Source organism: Desulfatitalea tepidiphila (assembly GCF_001293685.1).
GTDB lineage: Bacteria > Desulfobacterota > Desulfobacteria > Desulfobacterales > Desulfosarcinaceae > Desulfatitalea > Desulfatitalea tepidiphila.
On record NZ_BCAG01000001.1, the window covers coordinates 682,989 to 703,285 of the forward strand.

General features: G+C 56.9%; 20 protein-coding genes and 1 tRNA gene. 11 read left to right on the forward strand and 10 right to left on the reverse strand.

From position 1 onward, the window contains the following. Window positions 1-12 precede the first annotated feature (12 nt). The 3 genes from DFT_RS02960 to DFT_RS02970 form a co-directional block, all read right to left on the reverse strand. Window positions 13-213 (reverse strand): hypothetical protein, encoded by a 201-nt coding sequence (locus DFT_RS02960; RefSeq protein WP_054029734.1) that lies wholly within the window; start codon window positions 211-213, stop codon window positions 13-15. A 62-nt stretch (window positions 214-275) separates the two neighbouring features. Continuing rightward, window positions 276-623 carry a cupin domain-containing protein gene (locus DFT_RS02965; RefSeq protein ID WP_054029735.1) on the reverse strand — a complete coding sequence of 116 codons (348 nt, stop codon included), beginning with the start codon at window positions 621-623 and terminating at the stop codon, window positions 276-278. Further along, window positions 620-1,009: a hypothetical protein gene (locus DFT_RS02970; protein WP_054029736.1), complete on the reverse strand. Its 390-nt coding sequence runs from the start codon at window positions 1,007-1,009 to the stop codon at window positions 620-622. Before DFT_RS02970 ends, DFT_RS02965 begins: the two co-directional genes overlap by 4 nt. Before the next feature lie 474 nt (window positions 1,010-1,483). Between DFT_RS02970 and DFT_RS02975 the strand changes: the two genes are divergently transcribed. The 4 genes from DFT_RS02975 to DFT_RS02990 all read left to right on the forward strand — a co-directional run bounded on the left by DFT_RS02975 (window position 1,484) and on the right by DFT_RS02990 (window position 7,303). Continuing rightward, window positions 1,484-2,731: a lactate racemase domain-containing protein gene (locus tag DFT_RS02975; RefSeq protein ID WP_054029737.1), complete on the forward strand. Its 1,248-nt coding sequence runs from the start codon at window positions 1,484-1,486 to the stop codon at window positions 2,729-2,731. Window positions 2,732-2,830: 99 nt separating this feature from the next. Then, entirely contained in the window at window positions 2,831-5,683 is a 2,853-nt protein-coding gene (locus DFT_RS02980; protein ID WP_152971840.1) for an FAD-binding and (Fe-S)-binding domain-containing protein, read from the forward strand. Window positions 5,684-5,756: 73 nt separating this feature from the next. Next, a tRNA-Ala gene (locus DFT_RS02985) sits at window positions 5,757-5,832 on the forward strand. A 418-nt stretch (window positions 5,833-6,250) separates the two neighbouring features. Further along, complete coding sequence (locus DFT_RS02990; RefSeq protein WP_054029738.1) at window positions 6,251-7,303, forward strand: potassium channel family protein; 1,053 nt, start codon at window positions 6,251-6,253, stop codon at window positions 7,301-7,303. Between the two features lie 16 nt (window positions 7,304-7,319). Here the strand turns inward: DFT_RS02990 and DFT_RS02995 are convergent, their stop codons facing one another. Next, entirely contained in the window at window positions 7,320-7,799 is a 480-nt protein-coding gene (locus DFT_RS02995; RefSeq protein ID WP_076750365.1) for a DUF3124 domain-containing protein, read from the reverse strand. A 425-nt stretch (window positions 7,800-8,224) separates the two neighbouring features. Here DFT_RS02995 and DFT_RS03000 point away from each other — a divergent pair, with 425 nt between their 5' ends. Together DFT_RS03000 and DFT_RS03005 are read left to right on the forward strand one after the other, a co-directional pair. Next, complete coding sequence (locus DFT_RS03000) at window positions 8,225-8,638, forward strand: hypothetical protein (protein ID WP_054029740.1); 414 nt, start codon at window positions 8,225-8,227, stop codon at window positions 8,636-8,638. 128 nt (window positions 8,639-8,766) lie between these two features. After that, window positions 8,767-9,339: a M48 family metallopeptidase gene (locus DFT_RS03005; protein WP_054029741.1), complete on the forward strand. Its 573-nt coding sequence runs from the start codon at window positions 8,767-8,769 to the stop codon at window positions 9,337-9,339. Here DFT_RS03005 and DFT_RS03010 read toward each other — a convergent pair. Next, window positions 9,336-12,629 (reverse strand): PAS domain S-box protein, encoded by a 3,294-nt coding sequence (locus tag DFT_RS03010; protein WP_054029742.1) that lies wholly within the window; start codon window positions 12,627-12,629, stop codon window positions 9,336-9,338. The genes DFT_RS03005 and DFT_RS03010 overlap by 4 nt on opposite strands. A gap of 535 nt (window positions 12,630-13,164) precedes the next feature. Here DFT_RS03010 and DFT_RS03015 point away from each other — a divergent pair. Further along, complete coding sequence (locus DFT_RS03015) at window positions 13,165-13,434, forward strand: hypothetical protein (protein WP_152971841.1); 270 nt, start codon at window positions 13,165-13,167, stop codon at window positions 13,432-13,434. A 21-nt stretch (window positions 13,435-13,455) separates the two neighbouring features. Here DFT_RS03015 and DFT_RS03020 read toward each other — a convergent pair whose 3' ends face one another. Genes DFT_RS03020 through proC form a run of 4 tightly spaced genes read right to left on the reverse strand, consistent with a single transcriptional unit; the run spans window position 13,456 to window position 15,998 of the window. Further along, entirely contained in the window at window positions 13,456-13,923 is a 468-nt protein-coding gene (locus DFT_RS03020; protein WP_054029744.1) for a thioredoxin family protein, read from the reverse strand. A gap of 13 nt (window positions 13,924-13,936) precedes the next feature. Next, complete coding sequence (locus DFT_RS03025; protein ID WP_054029745.1) at window positions 13,937-14,638, reverse strand: cytochrome c biogenesis CcdA family protein; 702 nt, start codon at window positions 14,636-14,638, stop codon at window positions 13,937-13,939. A gap of 38 nt (window positions 14,639-14,676) precedes the next feature. Beyond that, window positions 14,677-15,159: a MauE/DoxX family redox-associated membrane protein gene (locus DFT_RS03030; RefSeq protein ID WP_200907004.1), complete on the reverse strand. Its 483-nt coding sequence runs from the start codon at window positions 15,157-15,159 to the stop codon at window positions 14,677-14,679. Between the two features lie 8 nt (window positions 15,160-15,167). Continuing rightward, window positions 15,168-15,998: a pyrroline-5-carboxylate reductase gene (gene proC, locus DFT_RS03035; RefSeq protein ID WP_054029746.1), complete on the reverse strand. Its 831-nt coding sequence runs from the start codon at window positions 15,996-15,998 to the stop codon at window positions 15,168-15,170. 187 nt (window positions 15,999-16,185) lie between these two features. On the opposite strand from proC, the gene DFT_RS03040 reads away from it, so the two are divergent. Beyond that, a complete protein-coding gene (locus tag DFT_RS03040; RefSeq protein WP_054029747.1) occupies window positions 16,186-17,460 on the forward strand; it encodes a hypothetical protein in 1,275 nt (424 codons plus the stop codon). Here DFT_RS03040 and DFT_RS03045 read toward each other — a convergent pair. Then, window positions 17,455-17,871, reverse strand: coding sequence for a hypothetical protein (locus DFT_RS03045; RefSeq protein WP_054029748.1), 417 nt, complete (start codon window positions 17,869-17,871; stop codon window positions 17,455-17,457). The genes DFT_RS03040 and DFT_RS03045 overlap by 6 nt on opposite strands. Window positions 17,872-18,126: 255 nt before the next feature. Here DFT_RS03045 and DFT_RS03050 point away from each other — a divergent pair, with 255 nt between their 5' ends. The 3 genes from DFT_RS03050 (at window position 18,127) to DFT_RS03060 (ending at window position 20,188) form a co-directional block, all read left to right on the forward strand. Then, entirely contained in the window at window positions 18,127-18,438 is a 312-nt protein-coding gene (locus DFT_RS03050; RefSeq protein WP_054029749.1) for a YggT family protein, read from the forward strand. Between the two features lie 22 nt (window positions 18,439-18,460). Beyond that, the gene (locus DFT_RS03055) at window positions 18,461-18,976 is read left to right on the forward strand and encodes a DivIVA domain-containing protein (protein ID WP_054029750.1); all 516 of its coding nucleotides are present in this window, start codon (window positions 18,461-18,463) and stop codon (window positions 18,974-18,976) included. A 129-nt stretch (window positions 18,977-19,105) separates the two neighbouring features. Then, window positions 19,106-20,188, forward strand: a complete 1,083-nt coding sequence (locus tag DFT_RS03060; protein ID WP_054029751.1) for a type IV pilus twitching motility protein PilT — start codon at window positions 19,106-19,108, stop codon at window positions 20,186-20,188. Window positions 20,189-20,297 lie beyond the last annotated feature (109 nt).

Below are 20,297 nucleotides of genomic sequence, written 5' to 3' on the forward strand. Positions count from 1 at the left end.
TACGGCGGCGAACTATCCCGCCCTGCCGTCGTCGCACGGCCCCCCGCCATCATCGAATCGTGAGTGCTCGGCGGTGCTGCTGAGCGTGCATTGATCCAGGGGGTCGGCCACTTCGCGCATGGGGCGACCACAACACTCGGGCACGGGCTCACCGGCCTGGGTTTCGGCTTGTCGATGGCACTGGTCGCATTGGTAGTATGTCTTTTCGGCCATGATCCATTCCTCCGTTCGGTGGCGCTTACATCCGGCCGGAATCTATGCGGTAGATCCGACGCCTATTGGTGTCCCTCCTTGGGCACGATGCAGATGAAACGGAATTTTTCCATACCGGTGTTCCTGAATTGATGGGGGGTGCCGGCCGGAACAAAGGCATAGCCGCCGGTCTCCACCGGATGCTCTTTCCCCTCCATCATCAGCACGCCCCGGCCTTCCAGGATGTAGTTGATGTGCGGCCAGGGGTGGGCATGGGCCGGCGAGTAGCCCTGCGCATCCAGCTCGATCACTCGCATCACATGGTCGCCCCATCCCTGCTGGGGACCTATCAGCGCCTTGATTTTAGCGTTTTTTACTTCCGGGCTCTCGATGGGAGCTGCGGTCAAGTCTTTTTCGTTGGCAACGATCATTTGTCGGTATCCTCTCCGGCTGTGTTGTTCTCCTGGACATGGATGCGATCACGGGCGCGTTCCTTTTGCTGGGTTCTGTCCCGCTGCCGGATTTTTTCCGGATCGCGAGGTGTATCGTTCATCCCCTTGCCCTTTTTGTCCATGACGGCGCGATCCTTTTTGGAACCGTCCTTCCTGGCTTTTTTCTTGGCCTTCGTCTCCTTGGCGGTATCGGCCTCTGATCCTTTGCCCTGTGGCCGATTCTCGCCGCGGATAAAACGGGCGTTGTCATCGGCCTGATCATAGGCCTGGCTGGCCGGGCCCTTGCCGTTCGGTCCCTTGGCAATGGCTGCGCTGGACCCCAGAACCAGGAACGCGATGGTGACGATGCTGATTAGTGCTTTCATAGGGTTCCCTCGTGATGGTGAATCGGGTTGATTTAAAAACGACTATAAGGCCTTCGGAAATGAGAATCAAGGTGCGCCTCCCTTTGACCGCTGACAGCAGTTCTATCTGGATGCCATTCATTAGACCCGGCGTGGGTGGAACAGGTGGCCGATGCCACACGCCAAGCGGTCAAGAGCCAGTAAAATGCACGGCGGGCGGCCCAGAAACTCGCTGCGCTCAAACAGTCCGGGCCGATTGTCCACCGTTTGCATTTAACCGGCTCTATGACCGCAGGCTTACGTGGCCCTGGCCACCTGCCCCACCCGGGCCTGCCGCAACCGTTGCCATGCGATATTTTTTTAAACGACTTCTATGATGCAGGCCCTTCAGGGTGAATCACACTCAGTCAGAATCGTTGGACCACTGTTGCCCGGCTTGTTATTTTCAGGGTGTGAGGTTACACTGCGTTTGACACAGAAGGGATGAGGTGGTCGATGGGGTACGCTTTGGAGTTGGCCTACGGCAGCGATGCGGTTCAATGGGACTTTGAAAGCAAACCGTGCGTGTTAACGGTCGATGATCCGGTTTTGGCCGTTGACGACGTCCGATTTCGCCGGCGCCTGGAACAGTATCTGGCATCGCGTCCGATGGATCTGCGGCGCACGGCCGTCGTCGTGGCCGACAAGACCCGCCTGTGCGAGTATCCCCGCTACCTGCCGGTGTTGCTGTCGGTGTTGACGGCGCACGGGGCGGCACCCGGCGACCTCGAGGTGTATATCGCCTATGGCACCCATACCCGCCAAAGCCGGGAAGAGTGCATCCAGGCTTACGGCACGGCCTTGGATACCGGTCGGTGGCTGCATCACGACTGCGCCGGGCAGACCCGTTTCGTCTCCCTGGGTCACACCCGACGGGGAACACCGGTGCGCATTCGAGAAGATATACTGGAGGCCACCTGCCGGGTGACGTTCGGCGCCATCGCCCACCACTATTTTGCCGGTTATGGCGGCGGTCGCAAACTCATCTTCCCGGGATTGGGTGAAAAGCAGGCCATTTACGCGAACCATGGGCTATTCCTGGATCGTTCGCGGCGCCGCCTGGCGGACGGCTGCCGGTCGGGGGCGCTGGCCGGAAACCCCCTGGCCGAGGACCTGGCCGAAGTGGAAACCTTTCGGCCGGCGGACCTGTCCGTGCACGCCATCCTGGACAGCCGGGGCCGGGTTTGCGACCTGCTGGTGGGCCAGGGCGTTGCCCAGTTCGAGGCGGCCTGCGCCCGCCACGCGGCGCATACCGCCGTGGAAGGGGCCGACTATGACCTGGTATTGGCCTCGTGCGGCGGCTACCCCAAGGATATCAACCTGATTCAGAGCCACAAGGCCATCCACCACGCCGCTGCCTTTGTGCGCGACGGCGGGCGCCTGATCCTTCTGGCCGCCTGCCCGGACGGCGTCGGTTCGCAAACCTTTTTGCCCTGGTTCGACCTGGGTGGCTGGGATGCGGTCTTCGAACGGCTGGCCGGCCGCTACGAAGGCAACGGCGGTACGGCCCTGGCCTTGATGGAGAAGACGCGGCGGATCCGCATCGATCTGGTCTCCGCGCTGCCGGCGGACATCGCCCGTAAGATCGGGGTCGGCTCCATTTCCATGGAGGAGGCGCGGCAGGCGGTGAGGGCGCACCAGGGGACATTGGCGGTGATTCCCAATGCCAGTGTTCTGGTTCGGCGGGATTCTGAAAAGAAGTAGGAAAGTATGAAAGCAGGAAAGCATGAAAGTTGAGATAGGATGTCGATTTGGATGGTTTGGGAATCGGCATGCTTCTTCATCATGCTTCCATGGATCAAGATGAACACAAAAAGTAAACTCAAGCCCCCTTTTAACGAGCTGGCCGTGCAAATTGCCGGTGAGGTGCACACCGATCCGTTGCGGCGCTACATGCTCGCCACCGACGGCAGTATTTTTCAGAAATTGCCGGTCGCCGTGGTCTATCCCCGATGCACGCAGGATGTTCAAAGCACTGTCAAATTCGCCATCCGCAACGGCATGCAGGTCCATCCGCGCGGCGCCGGCAGCGGTTTGTGCGGATCGGCCGTCGGCGACGGCATCGTCGTCGATTTCACCAAATTCATGAATCGATTGATTGACCTGGACGTGCCGGGCGGTTACTTCGAGTGCGAACCCGGTTTCCGCCTGGGTGAGTTGGAGGTGGCACTGAAGGGCAGCGGCCGGTTCTTTCCGCCCGATCCCTCGAGCGGCGAGTATGCCACCTTCGGCGGCATGTGCGCGACCAACGCCAGCGGCGCCCATTCGGTCAAGTACGGCAACGTGGCCGATTACCTGGTCGATGCGGAGGTGGTCTTCGCCGATGGTTCGGCGGCCTTGCTGTCCGATATCGAGGCCGCCGGAACCGATGCCTTGCCGCGCCACCTCACCCAATTGGCGCGATTATACGATCGGCACGCCGGGACCATCGAGAGCGCCTATCCGCCCATCGCCTGCAATGTGGCCGGTTACAACCTGCGCGGATTGGTCCGGGACGGCCGTTTGCATCTCCACCGACTGCTGTGCGGCGCCGAAGGCACCCTGGGTATTGCCACGCGCCTGCGTTTTCGCCTGATCGACCGGCCGGCCGCCGACAGCCTCGTGGTCGCATTCTTCGACGACATTCTCAGCGCGGCCCGGGCGGTCCAGCATGCCATGGGCCTGGCGCCTTCGGGCATCGAAATCATGGACAAATCCCTCCTGCAGCTGGCTCGCGCATCGGACCGGACGCTTGAAGAGCGGATTCCCCACGACGTCGACAATGTCCTGCTCATCGAGTTCGACGGCCCGTCGGCCGACGAGTGCGCCCGCCAGGCGGAGACGCTTCGCGGTCAATTGCAATCCCTCGGGTTGACCGAGCGGGCCTACGAAGCGGTCTCGGCAGTGGAGAAGGAGAAGTTCTGGGCCGTGCGCAAGGCCGCGGTACCGACCCTTTACAAGCTCAAGGGACCCCGCAAGATCCTGGCCCTGGTCGAAGACGCGGCCGTGCCCGTGGACCGCCTGACCGAATACTTCACCGGGATCTATGACCTCTTTGAACGCTTGCAGATCCCCTTCGTGGTCTACGGCCACATTGCCAAGGGATTGATGCACACCCGGCCGTTGCTCGATCTGAAAGATCCGCGCGATGTCGATCTGCTGCAGCCCATTGCCGACGGCGTCTACGACCTGGTCGACGGGCTCGACGGGACGGTGTCGGGCGAACACGGCGACGGCCGTCTTCGCACGGCCTATGTCCAGCGGAAATATCCGGCGATCTATGATCTGTTCGTCCGTACCAAACAACTGCTCGATCCGCAGAACCTCTTCAACCCGGAGATCAAGACCTGCGACGATCCCGGCCAGATGACCCGCCATCTGCGCTACGGCCCCGATTACCGAAGTCAGCCCCTGGACCGGCTGCGCCTGCTGTGGCAGGACGCATTCGTTAGGGAAACCGAACTGTGCCATGGCTGCGCCAAATGCACCACGGTGACCGCCGCCACGCGCATGTGTCCGGTCTACAAGGCCACCCGGGACGAATCGGCCGCGCCCCGAGCCAAGGGCAATGTGCTGCGGGCGCTGATCAGCGGCGTGCTGCCGAACCGGACGCTTTATGCAGCCACGCTTCAACAGGTGATGGCCCAGTGCGTCAACTGCGGCAGCTGCTATGTCGAATGCCCCTCCAACGTCAATATCCCCAAATTGGCCATGGAGGCCAAGGCCCAGTACGCACGCCGTCACGGTGTGGGCTGTCCCGAACGGATTACCGCCCAGGTCGAACTGCTGGCCAGGACCACCCACCGGCTGTCGCCCCTCATCGGCACGGCCACCCAGGTAACGCCTATCCGCAGGCTCTCCGCACGCCTGGCCGGACTGGCGCCGGAACGCGGCGTGGTGCTGTTTGAACGGCGATCGCTCTACCAGCGGGTGCCCGCAGTGCTGCCCGGCAACGGCCCTCACGTGCTCTATTATGCCGGTTGCTATGCCGGCTACATCCGGCCCGCCCTGGGTGTGGCGGCTACTGCCCTGCTCAACCGCATGGGCATGCAGGTCCATCTGCCGCCCCAGGCCTGCTGCGGCCTGCCCCAGCTCTCCAAGGGCCTCGCATCCGCGGCTCACTACGCTGTTCAGCGGAACATGGCCGCCTGGCACGGGCTGCTCGACGCGGTCGACTGGATCGTGGTGACCTGCTCCTCGTGCGGTTATGCCTTGATGCAGGATTGGGCCTATCTTCTCGATCGGCCCACCGCCGAGCAGGTGCGCGCCAAGACCATCCACATCTCGCAATTGATCGGCGATCATACCGATCGGCTGCCGTCCGCCGCACTGGACGTCAAACTGGCGTACCACGCGCCCTGTCATCTGCGCATCCAGCCCAACAGCCGCAGCTCCCTGGCCTTGCTCGGCGCCCTCCCCGGCGTCCAGCTCCAGGACCTGAACAGCACCTGTTGCGGCATGGCGGGAAGCTGGGGCATGCTGCACGCCAACTATGACTTGAGCCGCACCATCGCCGCCCCCATGATCCAGCGGCTGAACGCCTCGGGCGCCGATCTCGGCGTCACCGACTGCCCCACCTGCCAGATGCAGATGGAGCACCTGGGGCGGCTGCCCGTGCGCCACCCCGTAGAGGTGGTCTTGGAGGCGGTTCAGGTGGCGGATCGCCGGGATCGATAGGACATGGATTGGCCGCCATTGAAATTTCTGTTGTTTCCGCAGGGATGATTTGTTATGAACAGGCCCACATTTCGGGGATGTAGCTCAGCTGGGAGAGCGCAGCGTTCGCAACGCTGAGGTCAGGGGTTCGATCCCCCTCATCTCCACCATTCAGATTATAACCCGCTGGTAATGCAGCGGGTTTTTTTTTGTTTTATAGCCTAAAAACCTTGGATTCTCCAGCTGTTACACACACACTGAGGACACACATTGAGAATGGAGGATCCCATGGTGCCCATCTATTCAATTTTGTGAGAACTAAGCAGCGGGCTCGCAATCTGGAGGTGCGGCCGATACTGAGCTTGCTGAATTCCTGGAAAAAAATCCTTGCCATCATAGTTGATATGGAAAAAAGAGAAGTGTGAAAGTCCGCCAATGGCTTCTCGATACCTTCGGTATCTCGCTGATTTATTGCTGTTTGTGAATATTTGTGCAACTATGGTCTTTAAATCCTGAACATGTATCCCTGAATTTTATACCGATGAACCTTTGGGTCGAGACAATCGTTAGGTTTTATTGAGAATAGAGATGACATTCCTGAAAAGGGCCAAAGTGCTTCGCTCGCAGGCGCGTTCGCTGCATCCGTTTGGCTGGTCTATCATCATGGGCACCTGTTTCATCCTGTTGCTGATCATGGCCGGCACGTCCGGTTACATGCTGTTGGAAAAATGGAGGTTCATCGAGAGCCTGTATATGGTGATCATCACCCTTTCCACCGTGGGCTTTATGGAAGTAAAACCGCTTTCCGACACCGCCCGGGTAATGACCATGCTCATTATTTTTGGGGGTGTGGGTGCTTTTTTTTATCTTGGCGGGTCACTCGCGCAGATGCTGGTGGAAGGGAAATTCCAGAACATCTTGGGGAGACGCAGGGTGCAAAAAATAATCGGCAAACTGACTGGGCATTACATTATTTGCGGTTATGGCAGAATCGGCAAGGTGGTGGCCCAAGGCATCCAGAACGAAGGTTTGGACGTGGTGGTCATCGAAAACGACAAGGATTCCCTGGCTCAATTGGGGCAGGATAAGATTCTCTATATCGAAGGAGATGCCACAAAAGACGGGACTTTGCTTTCGGCAGGCCTGGAGAAGGCCAAATGCCTGATCGCTGCGCTTTCCGAAGATGCGGACAATGTGTTCGTGACCCTGACCTCAAGGCAGCTTAACCCGAAGATCATGATTATCGCCCGAACCGATGTGGAATCGCATGTCTCCCGCCTGAAACAGGCCGGGGCCGATAACGTTTTCATGCCGTACAACATCGGCGGGCTGCGCCTGGTCCAAAGCGTTCTCCGGCCAACGGCAACCAGTCTTCTCGACCTGGCCATGAGGGGAGACATCAACCTTCAGATGGAGGAGTTGCCGGTCAGCAAGCATTCCGAGTTTGTGGATAAACTGGTGAAGAATTCGGGAATACGGCCCAGATTTGACATACTCATCGTCGGCATTAAAAAGTCTTCGGGGGAAATGGTCTTCAATCCAGGTCCGGAAACGATCATCAACGAGGGCGATTTGCTGATTGCCCTTGGCAAGCCTGAAAACCTGCAAAAACTGCAGCGGGTCTGCGATCCAGCCGCCTGACCCGTCACTTCGCCATCTATTTTTCTTCGATGACCAGACCTCTGGAGGTGAACGATATGCCCTGCTGGGTTTGGGCGCCGATCATGATGGTTTCCACCAGTGGAGGGGACACCGCTTGATCCGATTCCCATTCAACCATGAAACTGGCACCGGAGCCTCCGGATTTGTCGGATTCACGCACGACAAAACGAGTGGATGAAAGTTTTTCCAGCGCCATGGGTTTGTCCAGATATGCATTCAATGGTTTTCCATTGGAATCATAATAGACGACCTTTTGAATGGTGATGGGAAAGTTGCGGTCGGTGTTGCGGATGCTCAACGTTACCGTCAAAAGAAACGGCCGTTCCCGGTCTCCGATGTAGATATGGGAATATACGGGCACATAGAGGATCTGCCCTCTGGATACGGATGGCTTGTTTTGGGCGATGGCATCCACAATTCCGAAGGCCAGGCAACCGACGATCACCATAGAGCAAAGCAATCCGCGTACAGTCATGATGTCCTCCAACATGAGTTTCCGATACCAGAATGATTGAAAACCTACGCAGGGCAATAGCCCTTGTCAAACACTTTCCATCCTCGCGTGTTCCAATTCGTTATAAATTAAGGAAGATGGATCAATTATGATAAATCCGTAAAAAGTCGCAGAGGTGTCATGCCGGCGAACGCCGGCATCCAGAACCTATTGAAAATACTGGATCCCGGCGTTCGCCGCGATGACGGGAAAAGCGAATTCCGGACTTTTTACGGTGCCGTCAATTATGGATTGAAAAATCACACCGCTTGGATTAATGATCGAATAACCTGCTGTTTATAAACAATATTGATTATGAAGTGGTATGTCGTGCATGACCACGACCGACATTGAGCTTAAACGAAAAACCATTGTTTGAACCGTGAACCATTAGAAAGTGTGCGCAAATGGGCAACACGATTGATCTTGAAAAAATATCTTCCCGATCGACGCATTCAAAATTGAATATTTCCGAACCCTCCCATGCAAGAAAGTATTTGATTAAAGTATTCAACGAAATTGGCCTGGAATTCATCAGTGCCAGAAAAGACTATGCATCCTATATCATAGCGGTCATCAAGTTTAAGGATGTCAGAATCAAACACGCTGCAAACAGCATCTTCTTCAAGGAGATTATCGCTCAAATCGAGCGCAAACCCTGCAGCCGTAATTTATTCAAGCTCATCGTTCCAATTTATTACGAGGTTGAAAATGACGCCGGCCCGAAATATGTGCTCTGGTATAACGGCGAAAAGTTATCGGCCAATGAGTTGGATACATCCCTGATCATTGCCATCGATGCCATCCTCTACGGGGCGTGATCAGAGGGTCTGATCAGCAGAATTGTTGAGAGGATGGTCGATTCTTCGGGGCATTCGGAAGTCATGGGGTGCCATTTATCCATAGCGGCTGCGGGGAGGCAGTGCGGGAGAGGTGGAAGGGGCAGCGGATGCAGTCAAAAAAGGTAGTGTTGGATGGCGTCGGCGAAATCCTGCTGGAGCGCAGCGCGAGGGCAAGGCATATCAACCTGTCGGTCAAGCCGTTCAGAGGCATTCGGGTGGCCGTGCCCAAAGGGGTCTCTTTCCAGGAGGCATTCGCTGTCGCGCGCGACAAGTCCCCCTGGCTGGCCAGGCACCTGGCGCGTATGGCGCGCCTGGAGCAAATGGTGCGCGAACGGGAAATCGAGACCGACCTGACGCCATCCCAGGTGAGGTCGGTTCTGGTCGAGCGGCTCGATCTGCTGGCCGAGCGTTACGGTTTTCGGTACAATCGGGTGTTCGTGCGCCATCAACGCACCCGTTGGGGCAGTTGTTCACACAAGAACAATATCAATCTGAATGCCAGACTGGTTCTTCTACCGGAAGCGCTCATGGAGTATACGATCCTGCATGAGCTGGTTCACACCCGTGTCAAAAACCACGGGCCGGCTTTCTGGAAAGAGCTGGCCAAGTGCGTACCCGATCCAAAAGCGCTGGACAGGCAGCTCAATGACTATTGGACCCTCCTGGTGAGCCGCGGCTAATGTCCCAGGATCTCCCGGATCTTCAGGCTCAGTTGATCGATACTGAAGGGTTTTTGAATAAAGCCCCGGCATCCGCGGGCGACGATTTCTTCGGCCTTTTCGGTCAAGCTGTAGCCACTGGACAGCAGTACCTTGACCCGCGGGTTCATCACTTTGAGGCGATCGAATACGTCGCCGCCGCCCAGCCCCGGCATGACCATGTCCAGAATGACCATATCGATGCGGTCCCCGGCGCGCTGGTATAGGTCGATGGCTGACTTTCCGCCATGGGCTGAAAGAACGGTATACCCGAGCGTTTCGAGCATGGCACGGTTGACGTCCAATATCACCTCCTCATCATCGACCAACAAAATGGTGCCGGATCCCTTGGGCGGCATCGCCGCGGCCGTTGGTTGGTTTTGGACCTTAACATCGGTGGCCGGCAGATAGACATAGAAGGTCGTCCCTTCGCCCGGTCGGCTGACAAAGTCGACGGCGCCGTCGTGGTTCTTGATGATGCCATAGGTGGACGCCAACCCCAAACCGGTTCCGCGGCCGATCTCCTTGGTCGTGAAAAAGGGTTCGAAGATCTTGTGCTGGATCTCCGGGGAGATGCCGGTACCCGTGTCGGCGACCGATATCCGCACATAGCGTCCCGGCGCAATCCCGAACGATCGGGCAAGGTCGCCGCCAATCGTCACATTGCGGGTCTCTACAAAAATATTGCCGCCATCGGGCATGGCCTGCCAGGCATTGATGCACAGATTGAGCAGCACCTGTTCGATCTGGCTCTGATCGGCCATGACCGGCCAGATGTGTTCCTGGTGTTTGTGGATGATTTGGATCTCCTTGCGCGTGCGGCCGAACATGCCGGCCGTGCCAATCACCACCTGGTTCAAATCCACCGGTTTGACCAGATATTTGCCGCCGCGGGCAAATCCGAGCAATTGGCGGGTAAGGTCCGCCCCCCCGGCAACGCACGCCTCTATGCTTTTGAGTTTGTCGTAGTTGCGGTCGCCGGGTGGGGTATGCATGAGCATCAGCGAAACATTGCCCTGGATCCCCATGAGCAGGTTGTTGAAATCATGCGCCACGCCACCGGCGAGCGTGCCGATGCCTTCCAGACGCTGGATCTGCTGGAACCGCGCTTCGAGCTTCTGTTTTTCCTTTTCGGCGTTGAGCCGTTCGGTGATATCCATAACCAGCCCCCGAAAACCCGTCGGGCGGCCGTCGTCATCGTTCATCAGCGCCGCGGTGGCTTCAATGGTCTTGCGTGCGCCGTTCCTGTCTGTGATCGTGTAGCGGGAGAGCTCGTGAGGCTCGCCGGTGGCGAAAATTTCCTTGAAGCGCGTTTCGATGGCCGGGATTTCATGCGGATCGATGTAGTCGCGATAGTTGACACCCATCAAGTCCTGCTTGTCGGCATATCCGAACATCGCGGCCAACGGATCGTTGAAGAACGTCAGATTTCCTTCCAGATCGATTTCGTAGTACCCGTTGGAGATGTTTTCCACAATGGAACGATATTTCGCTTCGCTCTTCCGCAGCTGCTCCTCTTTCTTCTTGCGTGTCTCCACTTCTTGGCGCAACCGATCATTGGTCTTTTCCATGTCACTGGTGCGCTCGCGCACCAGTTCTTCCAGCTGATTCTGATAACGGCGCAGCTCGAATTCGGCCTGTTTGCGGTCGTTGATGGCCCGCAGCGAACCGATGATCCGATCTGGCACGCCCGGTGACCGGTAACGGATGACGGCGTTGATGGCGCAGTAGAGCACTTCGCCTTCACGATTGCGGAGCTGAAGCTCGTAATCGTCGACCTTCCCCTGCTTGAGAATGGCGTCGATGAAATCCCGGCGTGTTTGCGGATCGGCGTAAAACCGATCGAAAGTCACGCCGATAAGCTCTTCTCGGGTATAGCTGGAGAATTTTGCCACCGAGGGGCTGATTTCCAATATACGGCCGTCCAGTGATATCTCGTAATAGACGTCCTGGATGTTTTCGAAGATGGTTCTGTATTTTTCTTCGCTGCTGCGCAGGGCCTCCTTCATGCGGGTGAACGAGTCGGCCGTCTCTTGAATCTCCTTGTATCTGGACCCGGTATCGAAATTCTGGGAAAGATCGTGCTGTTTGATGGCCAGGGCCTCTTTTTCGAGATTGGCCAGGGGCCGGATGATGCCCCGTGCCGCTCGCAAACCGATCAGGGTGGCCAGAACGGAAAGGGCCAGCGTGATCCACAGGTTGAAGGACCGATTGCTTTTGATGCTGCCCAGATAGTCGCTTTCCGGGAGATAGACGCCGATGATCCAGGGCCAGTTGGGGTCGAGGAAAGGGGTGAACATGGTATGGTAAGCTTGGCCGCCACGGACGAACCGGGCAAATCGGGGGCCGTCCAGCCGGATGCGGCCGTCCGCCTGTCGGGTGACGCCGATGGCCTGAAAGGCGGCTTTGCTGAGCGGGTGGTCCAGTTCTTCGATTTTGACGAGCCGGATGTTGCCGGTCTCCGGGTCACCGGTATGGGTGAGTTTGGTCACATCCGGAAAGGCGACCACGTCTCCATTGCTGTTGATCATGAAGGCGCTGCCGTTTTTGCCGATGCGCAGGTTGCCGATGAAGGTGGACAACTGATCGATTTCGATGTCCACACCGACGATGGCTTGCAGCGGGTTGTCTTCGGGTGCATCGTTGCGTCGATGGTTTGGATAGACAGGCCCCGCGATGGTGATGCCCGGTTTCTGAGAGGAAAAAAAGATATAAGGGTCGGTCCACACGATGGCATTGCGTTCCACGGCCTTGCGGTACCACGGCCGGGTTCTCGGATCGAAGGCGTCGGCCGGATCCAGCGTCTCATCGATGGCGCGAGCGTATCGGTCGCGCCAGATGAAACGGGTTTGCCTTTTACCGTCCTTGTGGGTGATGATTTTTGTCCGACGACCGTCGGGGGCATGTGTCGCGTCGCGATTGACGTAAAAAAAATCGCCGTTGGGCTTGCCGACGTAGATGCCTGCGAAATGGGGATATATGGCAAGCTGGTCGAGAAAATATTTTTCCAGTTGGACGGCTTGATCAGCGCGGCCGCCCACCACGTCCGAGGTGATGAGCCGTTCGGTCAGCCGTGCGGCGCCCTGGGCCAGGGAGAGGTGGTTCTTCGACTTTTCAATGGTCAGTTCGGCGATATTCTGCATGATATCGTGTGCATGGCCCAGTAAAACCTTTTCCGATGAAATGTAGGTGGAGGAGGTGATGATGGATTGGGTCCCCCAGATCAGGCCGAGCACACCGAGAATGAGCGTTAAGCGGATAGAGATTTTCATTGCACCCTCGACGGGTAACCGCGGCAGAAGGCAACCCGCAGGAATTCAGTTTTGAGATTTGCACCAAAACAGCAAGAGAGTGCTTACACAGGATGGGTGAGCGTGTCAATTGAGTGTGCCGCATAGCGGACAACGATCCGGCATCACGGATCGGGTGGCAGCAATTCTAACTGAATGTGATTCACCTTGAAGGACATGTATTACAGAAGGCGTTTGATAAATAATTCGCATGGCAACGGTTGAAGCAGACCCGGGTGGGGCAGGTGGCCAGGGCCAAGTCAGCCAGCGGTCGCTAGTGCCGGTTGAATGCAAACGGCACTAGCGGCCCAGACTGTTTGAGCGCAGCGAGTTTCTGGGCCGCCCGCCGTGCATTTTACCGGCACTTGACCGCTTGGCGTGTGGCATCGGCCACCTGCCCTACCCGGTCCGGATTTGGTGAATGGCATTCAGTTAGAATCCCTCATCGGGTGGGATGCTGTTTGCCTTTATCGCCGACAGATTGTATGTAAGACCAAATCGTTGGGAGATCGGAGCCATGAAAATAGATGCCAATCCACTATTTCGCAGAGTCATCACGCCTTGGTACGACAGCAATGCGGCCTGCTGGATCGTGCTGATTTTCCTGGTGGCCGTGATCTTGTTCAGCGTGGCGGGCATCGTGGTGGCCCGTTCCCAACCCGACTATTATCCTCACACCTGGCTGCCCGCCACCCTCCTTGCACTGAGCGTGTCGGTCGCGGGATCGGTGGCCTTCCGGCTGATCAAGCGTCGATATGACCAGCAGGTGCAGAGCCGGGAGTTTTAAGGGCCAATCCGTTCCGGAAAGTCACGGCTGTTTCAAAAACTCGCTATATCCCATCTTCAGATAGCTATCGGTCTGGATGTATTTGAGCAGGGGCAAAAACCTTGCGGCTTCGATATATCCCGGCCAGTGGGCGATATCTTCTCCCATGGGGGTCAGGAAACGCAGGTTGGGGACGCCGTTGATGCGATAGCGGGCGGCAAGTTTCGGTTTTTGTTCGGAATTGATCCGCACCGGGATGAAATTCTGATTCACGTAGGCGGCGATCTCTTTGTCGATGAAGGTGCTCTGTTCCAGTTTGCGGCAATAGGTGCACCAATCCGTGTAAAAATAGAGCAGATATTTTCGGGAAGCATCCTGTCCGAATTTTTGCGCTTCGTCGAACGTGATCCAGTTGATGCCGTCGTTTGGCGCAGTGGATGCGCCGGTGCCGATGGGCAGGGTCCCAAAGGCGATGATCAATCCCAAACATATATAGACATAACGCTTCATAGGTCACTCCTTACTATCCGATATACGTCAGCAATCTGAATTTGTCGGTGATCAGCAATATGCCGGTAAGAATGAGAAGCATTCCGGCGGCGATGTTGATATACCGAATCGCTTTGGCGGCGCGGCGCACGAACGAGAAGAGAAAGTGGATGCCGATCGACAAAGCGATGAACGGCAAGGCCAGGCCGGCCGAATAAAGCGACAATAATCCGACGCCTTGGAGCACGGTATCCTGGTTGCCGGCCAAAATTAAAATGGATCCCAACATCGGTCCGATACACGGGCTCCAACCGGCGCCAAAGGCCATCCCGATCAAGACGGTGCCCAATAGGTGCACCGGTTTTCGGTCGATATGGGCTCGTTTTTCGATGTCCAGGGCGCGGATGCGCAGCACCCCCAGCAAATGGAGGCCAAGCAGGATGATCAGCACGCCGCCGGCAATTCTGAGATAGACCTTGGCGCCCTGGAGCAATCCGCTGAAATAGGCGGCCGTTGCCCCCAGCAGGATGAAAACGATGGAAAACCCGAACACGAAGGCCAATGTGCTGTACAGGACCTTCCGGCGCGCCCCGGCGCCTTCGGCCCGCGCCAACTCGTCTATGGATATCCCCGTAATGAATGAAAAATAAGACGGTACCAGGGGCAGGATACATGGCGAAAAAAAGGACAGCAGCCCGGCGAGGAGTGCGGCACTGTATTCGATCTCTTCAAACATGGGTGCAGGGTTTCATGTAATGGGTTATGGGAAACGGGTCATCTCGGCCTCTGGCCGGAACGCTCCATGGTAGGGGCGGCGGTCCGCGCACGGGCCATGACCAGCAAGGCGATGGTCAACAGCACGATGTCTCTGAGAAAGTCCAGGTACATCCGTCCGCTTGCGGTGCTGTCCAATGAAAAACAGCCGCAGGCGATATCCAGGCCGCGATAGGCATTAAAGCCCAGAGCGGACAGGAAAACGACGAGCATCGAGGCGATGACCAGCGCTCCGCCCCGCACCAGTCTGCCGGAAATCAGGCAGATGCCGCTGATCATTTCGAGCCATGGCAACAGCCATGCCACGCCATTGACCCAGGTGCCGGGCAGGATCTGATAATTGGCGATAGCCTGGGCAAATGCGGCCGGATCGAGGATTTTATCCCAACTGGCGTAAACAAAAATGGCCCCGAGAGCGACACGCCCGCTGACTTCCAGGGCTTTGGGCCAATGTTGCATCATGGGTGATACTTTTTTGAGCATATCTCTTGCTATCCCAAACGGACCGCTTCGCCCAGCTCCTTGGCCCGTAACGCAGCAGTCTCTACGGCGTTCATGAGGCTGGCGCGAACGCCTCCACGTTCCAATGCATGCAGTCCTGCAATGGTCGTGCCGCCTGGCGATGTGACCAGGTCCCTCAGTTGGCCGGGATGCATCTGGGTATCCAGGTGGAGTTTTGCGGCGCCCATCAATGTTTGGGCCGCCAGCAGCAGGGCTTCGTCTCTTGCCAACCCGACCTTGACGCCGGCGTCCGCCAGTGCATCCAACATGACAAAGACATAGGCCGGGCCGCTTCCGCTCAATCCGGTGACGCCGTCGAGAAGATGCTCGGATTGAACGATAATGCAGCGGCCGACCGAGTTGAAGATCGCCTGGGCCAGCTCGAGGTCCGCTTTTTGGGCGTGCTCCCCCGGTGCCACAGCCGTTGCGCCGGCTTCTACCGAAACACAGACATTGGGCATGGCGCGTACCAGGCGAAGCGGTTGTCTGGCCAACGCGGCAATGGCCTTGAGGGGCACCCCGGCGGCGATTGAAATGATCACCTTGTTGCCGTCCAATGCCGCCGCGGTCTCCTTGACGACCGCCCCCATGGTCTGGGGTTTAACGGCATAAACAATCACATCGCATTGCCTGGCCAGCTCAACGTTGTCCGCCACGGTCCGAATCGCATAGGTGGCTTGCAACTCGGCGCGTCGATCCTCGCGGGCATCCGAACAGAACAGTTGGCCGGGGGTCGACAGCCCACTGCGCAGCAATCCTTTGATCAGCGCTTCGCCCATGTTGCCGGCACCGATGAAGCCGATGTGTTGACCTTGAAGCATCTTGGGTGTCCTTATGGTTGTTTTTGTGGCACAATGTTTGCTTTTCTTGTCGGGTGCGATTTAAAGGCTACTTTAGGGCTTGCCGTTGGATTGTCAATAAAAAAACAGATGACCAGGGCGACGCAGATGCCTTGACCCTCGGGTATGATCCGGAGTATGAAAGACCCAAAACACTAAGGAGCGATTCTTGTACCCATTCCATATATCCGCATGCGAAGGTCAAATTCGGCCCTCATTCCGAAGGCTGTTCTGCAGCACCGTCATATTCGTTTTTCTTTGGGTGGGATTCTTCATCCTGCCTGCCCGCGCCGACGACATGTCCGATGCGTTCGGGGCCGAACCGGTCGGCCAGAGCGAAGCTGTGGAGAGCGGGCTGACCTATCTGCTCGACTATTGCGCCGATGCATCGAACGGTGCATCCATCGATGTTTCCCGAATTGACCCGCTGGTCGCATTTGTTCGCGATGCAGAAGAGATGGTCGCCCACACGCCGCGGCAACGCGATAACATCCATGGGGCTTTCATCGCCTATACCCTCGATCGTTCCATGCACGATGCCCTGCGCTACGCATACAATCAACAAATTCCGGAAGGCGCGATCAATGCCTCTTCGGTCCGCTATGCCCAATGGGAGCAGATTTCCGTTGGCGGCGCCGGTCCGCCCGAGTTGTGGAAGATGGTGAATGACCTGGCGCAGCCCAAGGTGGTCAGGGGCGTCGTACGGGAGATCATCTCCCCGGACCTGCACACCGGTGCCTACTATGAATATGGGCTCAATCGCGCCTTTTTGCTCTACCGACAGGAGAACTTGCGGGTGATGATCTCCATCTCCAGCCAGAACGGCGATTCCGAAGTGGGGAGAAAGGGATTTATCATCGGTGAGGACGAGAATTGGAACTATTTGTACACCGAGGAACCCGGCCTGGACAAAACCGGTCTGGGATGGGTGAAATCCAGAATTTACGATTTTTATTCCATATGCACCTATGTCGAGGACCTCGACCACCCCGGCAAGGTCAAAATCGGTATTTTTCAGTGGCTTGGCGCGGGCTGGGCGGGTTTCAACCTGGTGGAGTCACACCACATTCAAAAGGGTATGGTGCGACAGACATCCCAATTCAAGGCGCTGTTGGAATCGCAAAGAATACCAGCCGCCGTCACTCTCGAGCAGGTCTACCAGTCGCTCGCCCGAATCGATGAAGACACCCTGCGGGCGAAGGCGTTGACTGTTGTGCACCACATGCGCGACAAGGCGTTGTCCGATGATGATTTGAAGAATAAAAAGGCGATTGCAGAATTGGATCCAGAGGCCTATGTGGCCCGGATGGACAAAAGCGAGTTGATCAGTGAACTGATGCGGGAGTTCATGAAATTCAGTCTGGGTAAGGAGACGCCCTTGGCCTCTTCCTTCTGGGTATCGCTCGAGAAGCGTCCTTCGGATGGACCTCTGCCGCTGTCATAGCGTCTTGGTCTTGACTCCCATATCAGACAGGGCCTTGCTTTTTTCTCCCCTCATCAGGCGGATCAATTCCACCCTGGCGATATGTGGTTCGATCCCTTTGCGGTCGAGCACTTCCAGAAGCTGGCCGAAAAGCCGGCGTCGCTTCAATCCGGGTTGACTCAGGTCGCGGCGATCGTCGAAACAATCCAGCAGCCTGGCGCCGCAGGGGCAGTTGCGATAGAGTTCGACATTCGGCCGCCCTTCATCATCTGGACCACTTTTCGGATCATCTTTCACGCGCCGTGATGCCTCGATGTCGCGAATGTAGGCATCCAGGGTCTCATACCGGCGGCCGCAGACGGGGCATTGTTTGGGGAAGGCGGCGTCGGATAAGGCCTTCAGCCCATCGTAAAGTTTTAATGTGGTGTTCATGATTAAAATTTCAATTCCCTTCTGACGTTATCGAATATCACTCCCCAGAAAACTTGACGAGACGCTCTATATTCGACATCGGCCGAGAGGCGCAAGACTTGAGCCGCTCACTGAAGCCGGTCAGGAGAACCAAGGACATTCAGTCGTTCCAAGAAGCCGAGGATGATGCAACCCACGAAAAATCTTGACATATCATGACGTTTTCCACTATTCTGAGTCCCAAAACGTTTTGCCGGGAAAGGGTAACCATCGCATATGTACCCACTGGGTTATTTCATCGTCGCCGTGGCCAACATCCTGGATTTGGCCCTGGCGCTCTATTTTTGGGTTCTGCTCGCCCAGGTCGTTCTGTCCTGGGTCAATCCGTCCCCGCGCCACCCGCTGGCCGTGCGCGTGGTCAGGATTATCTACATGCTCACCGAACCCGTGCTTTACAAAATTCGGACACGCTTTCCGGTATCCTTCGGCGGTATCGATTTTTCACCCATGATCGTCTTGCTGGCGATCTATTTCCTCAGGTTTTTCCTCGTGCAGAGCCTGGTCCGTTTCGGGAGCAGCCTACTCTAGCGTGTCTGCAGGGAGAGGTCACATGACAATTACCGCAGTCGATATTCAACAACAACAATTTCGGGTTCGATTCAGGGGATTCGACATCCGCGAAGTCGATCGTTTCCTGGAACAGACGGCCGAAACGATCACTGCGTTGCAGGAAGAGAATATCAAGATCAAAGAGGAATTGCGGCGTCTGAAGATGGAGACCCAAGGCTACAAGGAGCGTGAAGAGACATTCAAGCGCGCCATGCTCAATTCCCAGAAGGTCTTGGAACAGATGAAGGAAAATGCACGCAAGTCGGCCGAGATCATCATTGCCGACGCGGAGGTCAAGGCTGAAAAGATCCTCAATCGCGCCCACAACCGCTTGTCTCAACTCCATGAAGACATTTCCGAGCTCAAACGCCAGCGGGTGCAAATCGAAGTTCAGATCCGTTCCGTCATCGACGCCCACAGCAAGTTGCTGGAGATGGGCAAGGAGAGCATGGATGCATTGGATGAATCCGATGACAAGGTGGCCGTCCTAAAACAACCGCCCAGCATTTTAAGCTAAACCCTCCCGCCCATTGGCCGATAATGAACAAAGAGCCGAACAGCCACCATTCGATGTGGGCTGTTATTCTCTGTAGCGTTTTAGTGCCCTTTCGCAGGTTAACCGGGCAATTCAACCAGGGAGTTGCGCATGGCCAAAATTGATGCTTTTTTCAAGCTGATGCACGAACAGAATGCCTCCGACTTGCACCTTATGGCAGGCCAACCGCCTGCCTTGCGCGTGCATGGCGACATCGAACGGGTCAAGTACAAAGTGCTTGACAACGACGGTCTGCGCGCCATGCTCTATGAAATCGCGGCCGAAGATAAGATCAAGACTTTTGAAGAGACCGGAGATGTGGACTTCGGTTATGAGATCCCCGGGCTGGCGCGATACCGCGCCAATTTTTTCATGCAGAAAAACGGAGTGGGGGCCGTGTTCAGGGAAATCCCCAGCACGATTCTCACCTGCGAGCAGTTGGGGTTGCCGTCGGTCATGGCCAAGTTGGCCAGCCTGCCGCGCGGCCTGGTCATCGTCACCGGACCGACCGGCAGTGGTAAATCCACGACCCTTGCGGCGATTATCGACGAGGCCAATCGAACCCGGGCCGATCACATCATCACCATCGAAGACCCAATCGAATTCGTTCATAAAAGCCAAGGGTGTCTGGTCAACCATCGTGAGGTGGGCATCCACACCAAGTCGTTCTCGGCAGCGTTGAGAGGCGCCCTGCGCGAAGACCCGGACATCATTCTGGTCGGCGAAATGCGCGATTTGACCACCATGAGCCTCGCCATCGAGGCGGCCTCCACCGGTCACCTGGTTTTTTCCACGCTGCATACGACCAGTGCGGCCAAAACCGTGGACCGTATTGTGGAAGTCTTCCCGGCCGAAGAGCAGGCCCAGATCCGTTCCACCCTGTCCGACGGGATTCGCGCCATCATTTCCCAGACCCTGTTTAAACGCATCGATAAAAAAGGGCGGATCCCGGCCCTGGAAATCCTGATCGCCACACCGGCGGTTCGCAACTTGATCCGGGAGGGCAAGTCGCACCAGATTCCATCCATGGTCCAAACCGGTAAAAAGTATGGGATGCAACTGCTCGATGATGCCATCATGGAGCTGTTCAACAAAGGCAGGATCAGCGCCGAGGATGCCTATACCAAGTCCAACGACAAGGGACGTTTCCGCCCGCTGCTCAAGTCGCCGCCGGTGGATTTTACCGAGGCTTAGGCCTTGCGCCCGGCGCGGGAGCGACCGGCTGAACTAAGTAGCGTCCGTCCGCAAATAGGCAAATTGGCCATTTGTGAATGGGCACTAAGGAGCAGGTCACATTAACACG

What these genes read in the sequence shown, in the direction of transcription:
- DFT_RS02960 (WP_054029734.1), bottom strand. Translation starts at nt 213, where the DNA reads ATGGCCGAAAAGACATACTACCAATGCGACCAGTGCCATCGACAAGCC.
- DFT_RS02965 (WP_054029735.1), bottom strand. Translation starts at nt 623, where the DNA reads ATGATCGTTGCCAACGAAAAAGACTTGACCGCAGCTCCCATCGAGAGC.
- DFT_RS02970 (WP_054029736.1), bottom strand. Translation starts at nt 1,009, where the DNA reads ATGAAAGCACTAATCAGCATCGTCACCATCGCGTTCCTGGTTCTGGGG.
- DFT_RS02975 (WP_054029737.1), top strand. Translation starts at nt 1,484, where the DNA reads ATGGGGTACGCTTTGGAGTTGGCCTACGGCAGCGATGCGGTTCAATGG.
- DFT_RS02980 (WP_152971840.1), top strand. Translation starts at nt 2,831, where the DNA reads ATGAACACAAAAAGTAAACTCAAGCCCCCTTTTAACGAGCTGGCCGTG.
- DFT_RS02990 (WP_054029738.1), top strand. Translation starts at nt 6,251, where the DNA reads ATGACATTCCTGAAAAGGGCCAAAGTGCTTCGCTCGCAGGCGCGTTCG.
- DFT_RS02995 (WP_076750365.1), bottom strand. Translation starts at nt 7,799, where the DNA reads ATGACTGTACGCGGATTGCTTTGCTCTATGGTGATCGTCGGTTGCCTG.
- DFT_RS03000 (WP_054029740.1), top strand. Translation starts at nt 8,225, where the DNA reads ATGGGCAACACGATTGATCTTGAAAAAATATCTTCCCGATCGACGCAT.
- DFT_RS03005 (WP_054029741.1), top strand. Translation starts at nt 8,767, where the DNA reads ATGCAGTCAAAAAAGGTAGTGTTGGATGGCGTCGGCGAAATCCTGCTG.
- DFT_RS03010 (WP_054029742.1), bottom strand. Translation starts at nt 12,629, where the DNA reads ATGAAAATCTCTATCCGCTTAACGCTCATTCTCGGTGTGCTCGGCCTG.
- DFT_RS03015 (WP_152971841.1), top strand. Translation starts at nt 13,165, where the DNA reads ATGAAAATAGATGCCAATCCACTATTTCGCAGAGTCATCACGCCTTGG.
- DFT_RS03020 (WP_054029744.1), bottom strand. Translation starts at nt 13,923, where the DNA reads ATGAAGCGTTATGTCTATATATGTTTGGGATTGATCATCGCCTTTGGG.
- DFT_RS03025 (WP_054029745.1), bottom strand. Translation starts at nt 14,638, where the DNA reads ATGTTTGAAGAGATCGAATACAGTGCCGCACTCCTCGCCGGGCTGCTG.
- DFT_RS03030 (WP_200907004.1), bottom strand. Translation starts at nt 15,159, where the DNA reads ATGCTCAAAAAAGTATCACCCATGATGCAACATTGGCCCAAAGCCCTG.
- proC (WP_054029746.1), bottom strand. Translation starts at nt 15,998, where the DNA reads ATGCTTCAAGGTCAACACATCGGCTTCATCGGTGCCGGCAACATGGGC.
- DFT_RS03045 (WP_054029748.1), bottom strand. Translation starts at nt 17,871, where the DNA reads ATGAACACCACATTAAAACTTTACGATGGGCTGAAGGCCTTATCCGAC.
- DFT_RS03050 (WP_054029749.1), top strand. Translation starts at nt 18,127, where the DNA reads ATGTACCCACTGGGTTATTTCATCGTCGCCGTGGCCAACATCCTGGAT.
- DFT_RS03055 (WP_054029750.1), top strand. Translation starts at nt 18,461, where the DNA reads ATGACAATTACCGCAGTCGATATTCAACAACAACAATTTCGGGTTCGA.
- DFT_RS03060 (WP_054029751.1), top strand. Translation starts at nt 19,106, where the DNA reads ATGGCCAAAATTGATGCTTTTTTCAAGCTGATGCACGAACAGAATGCC.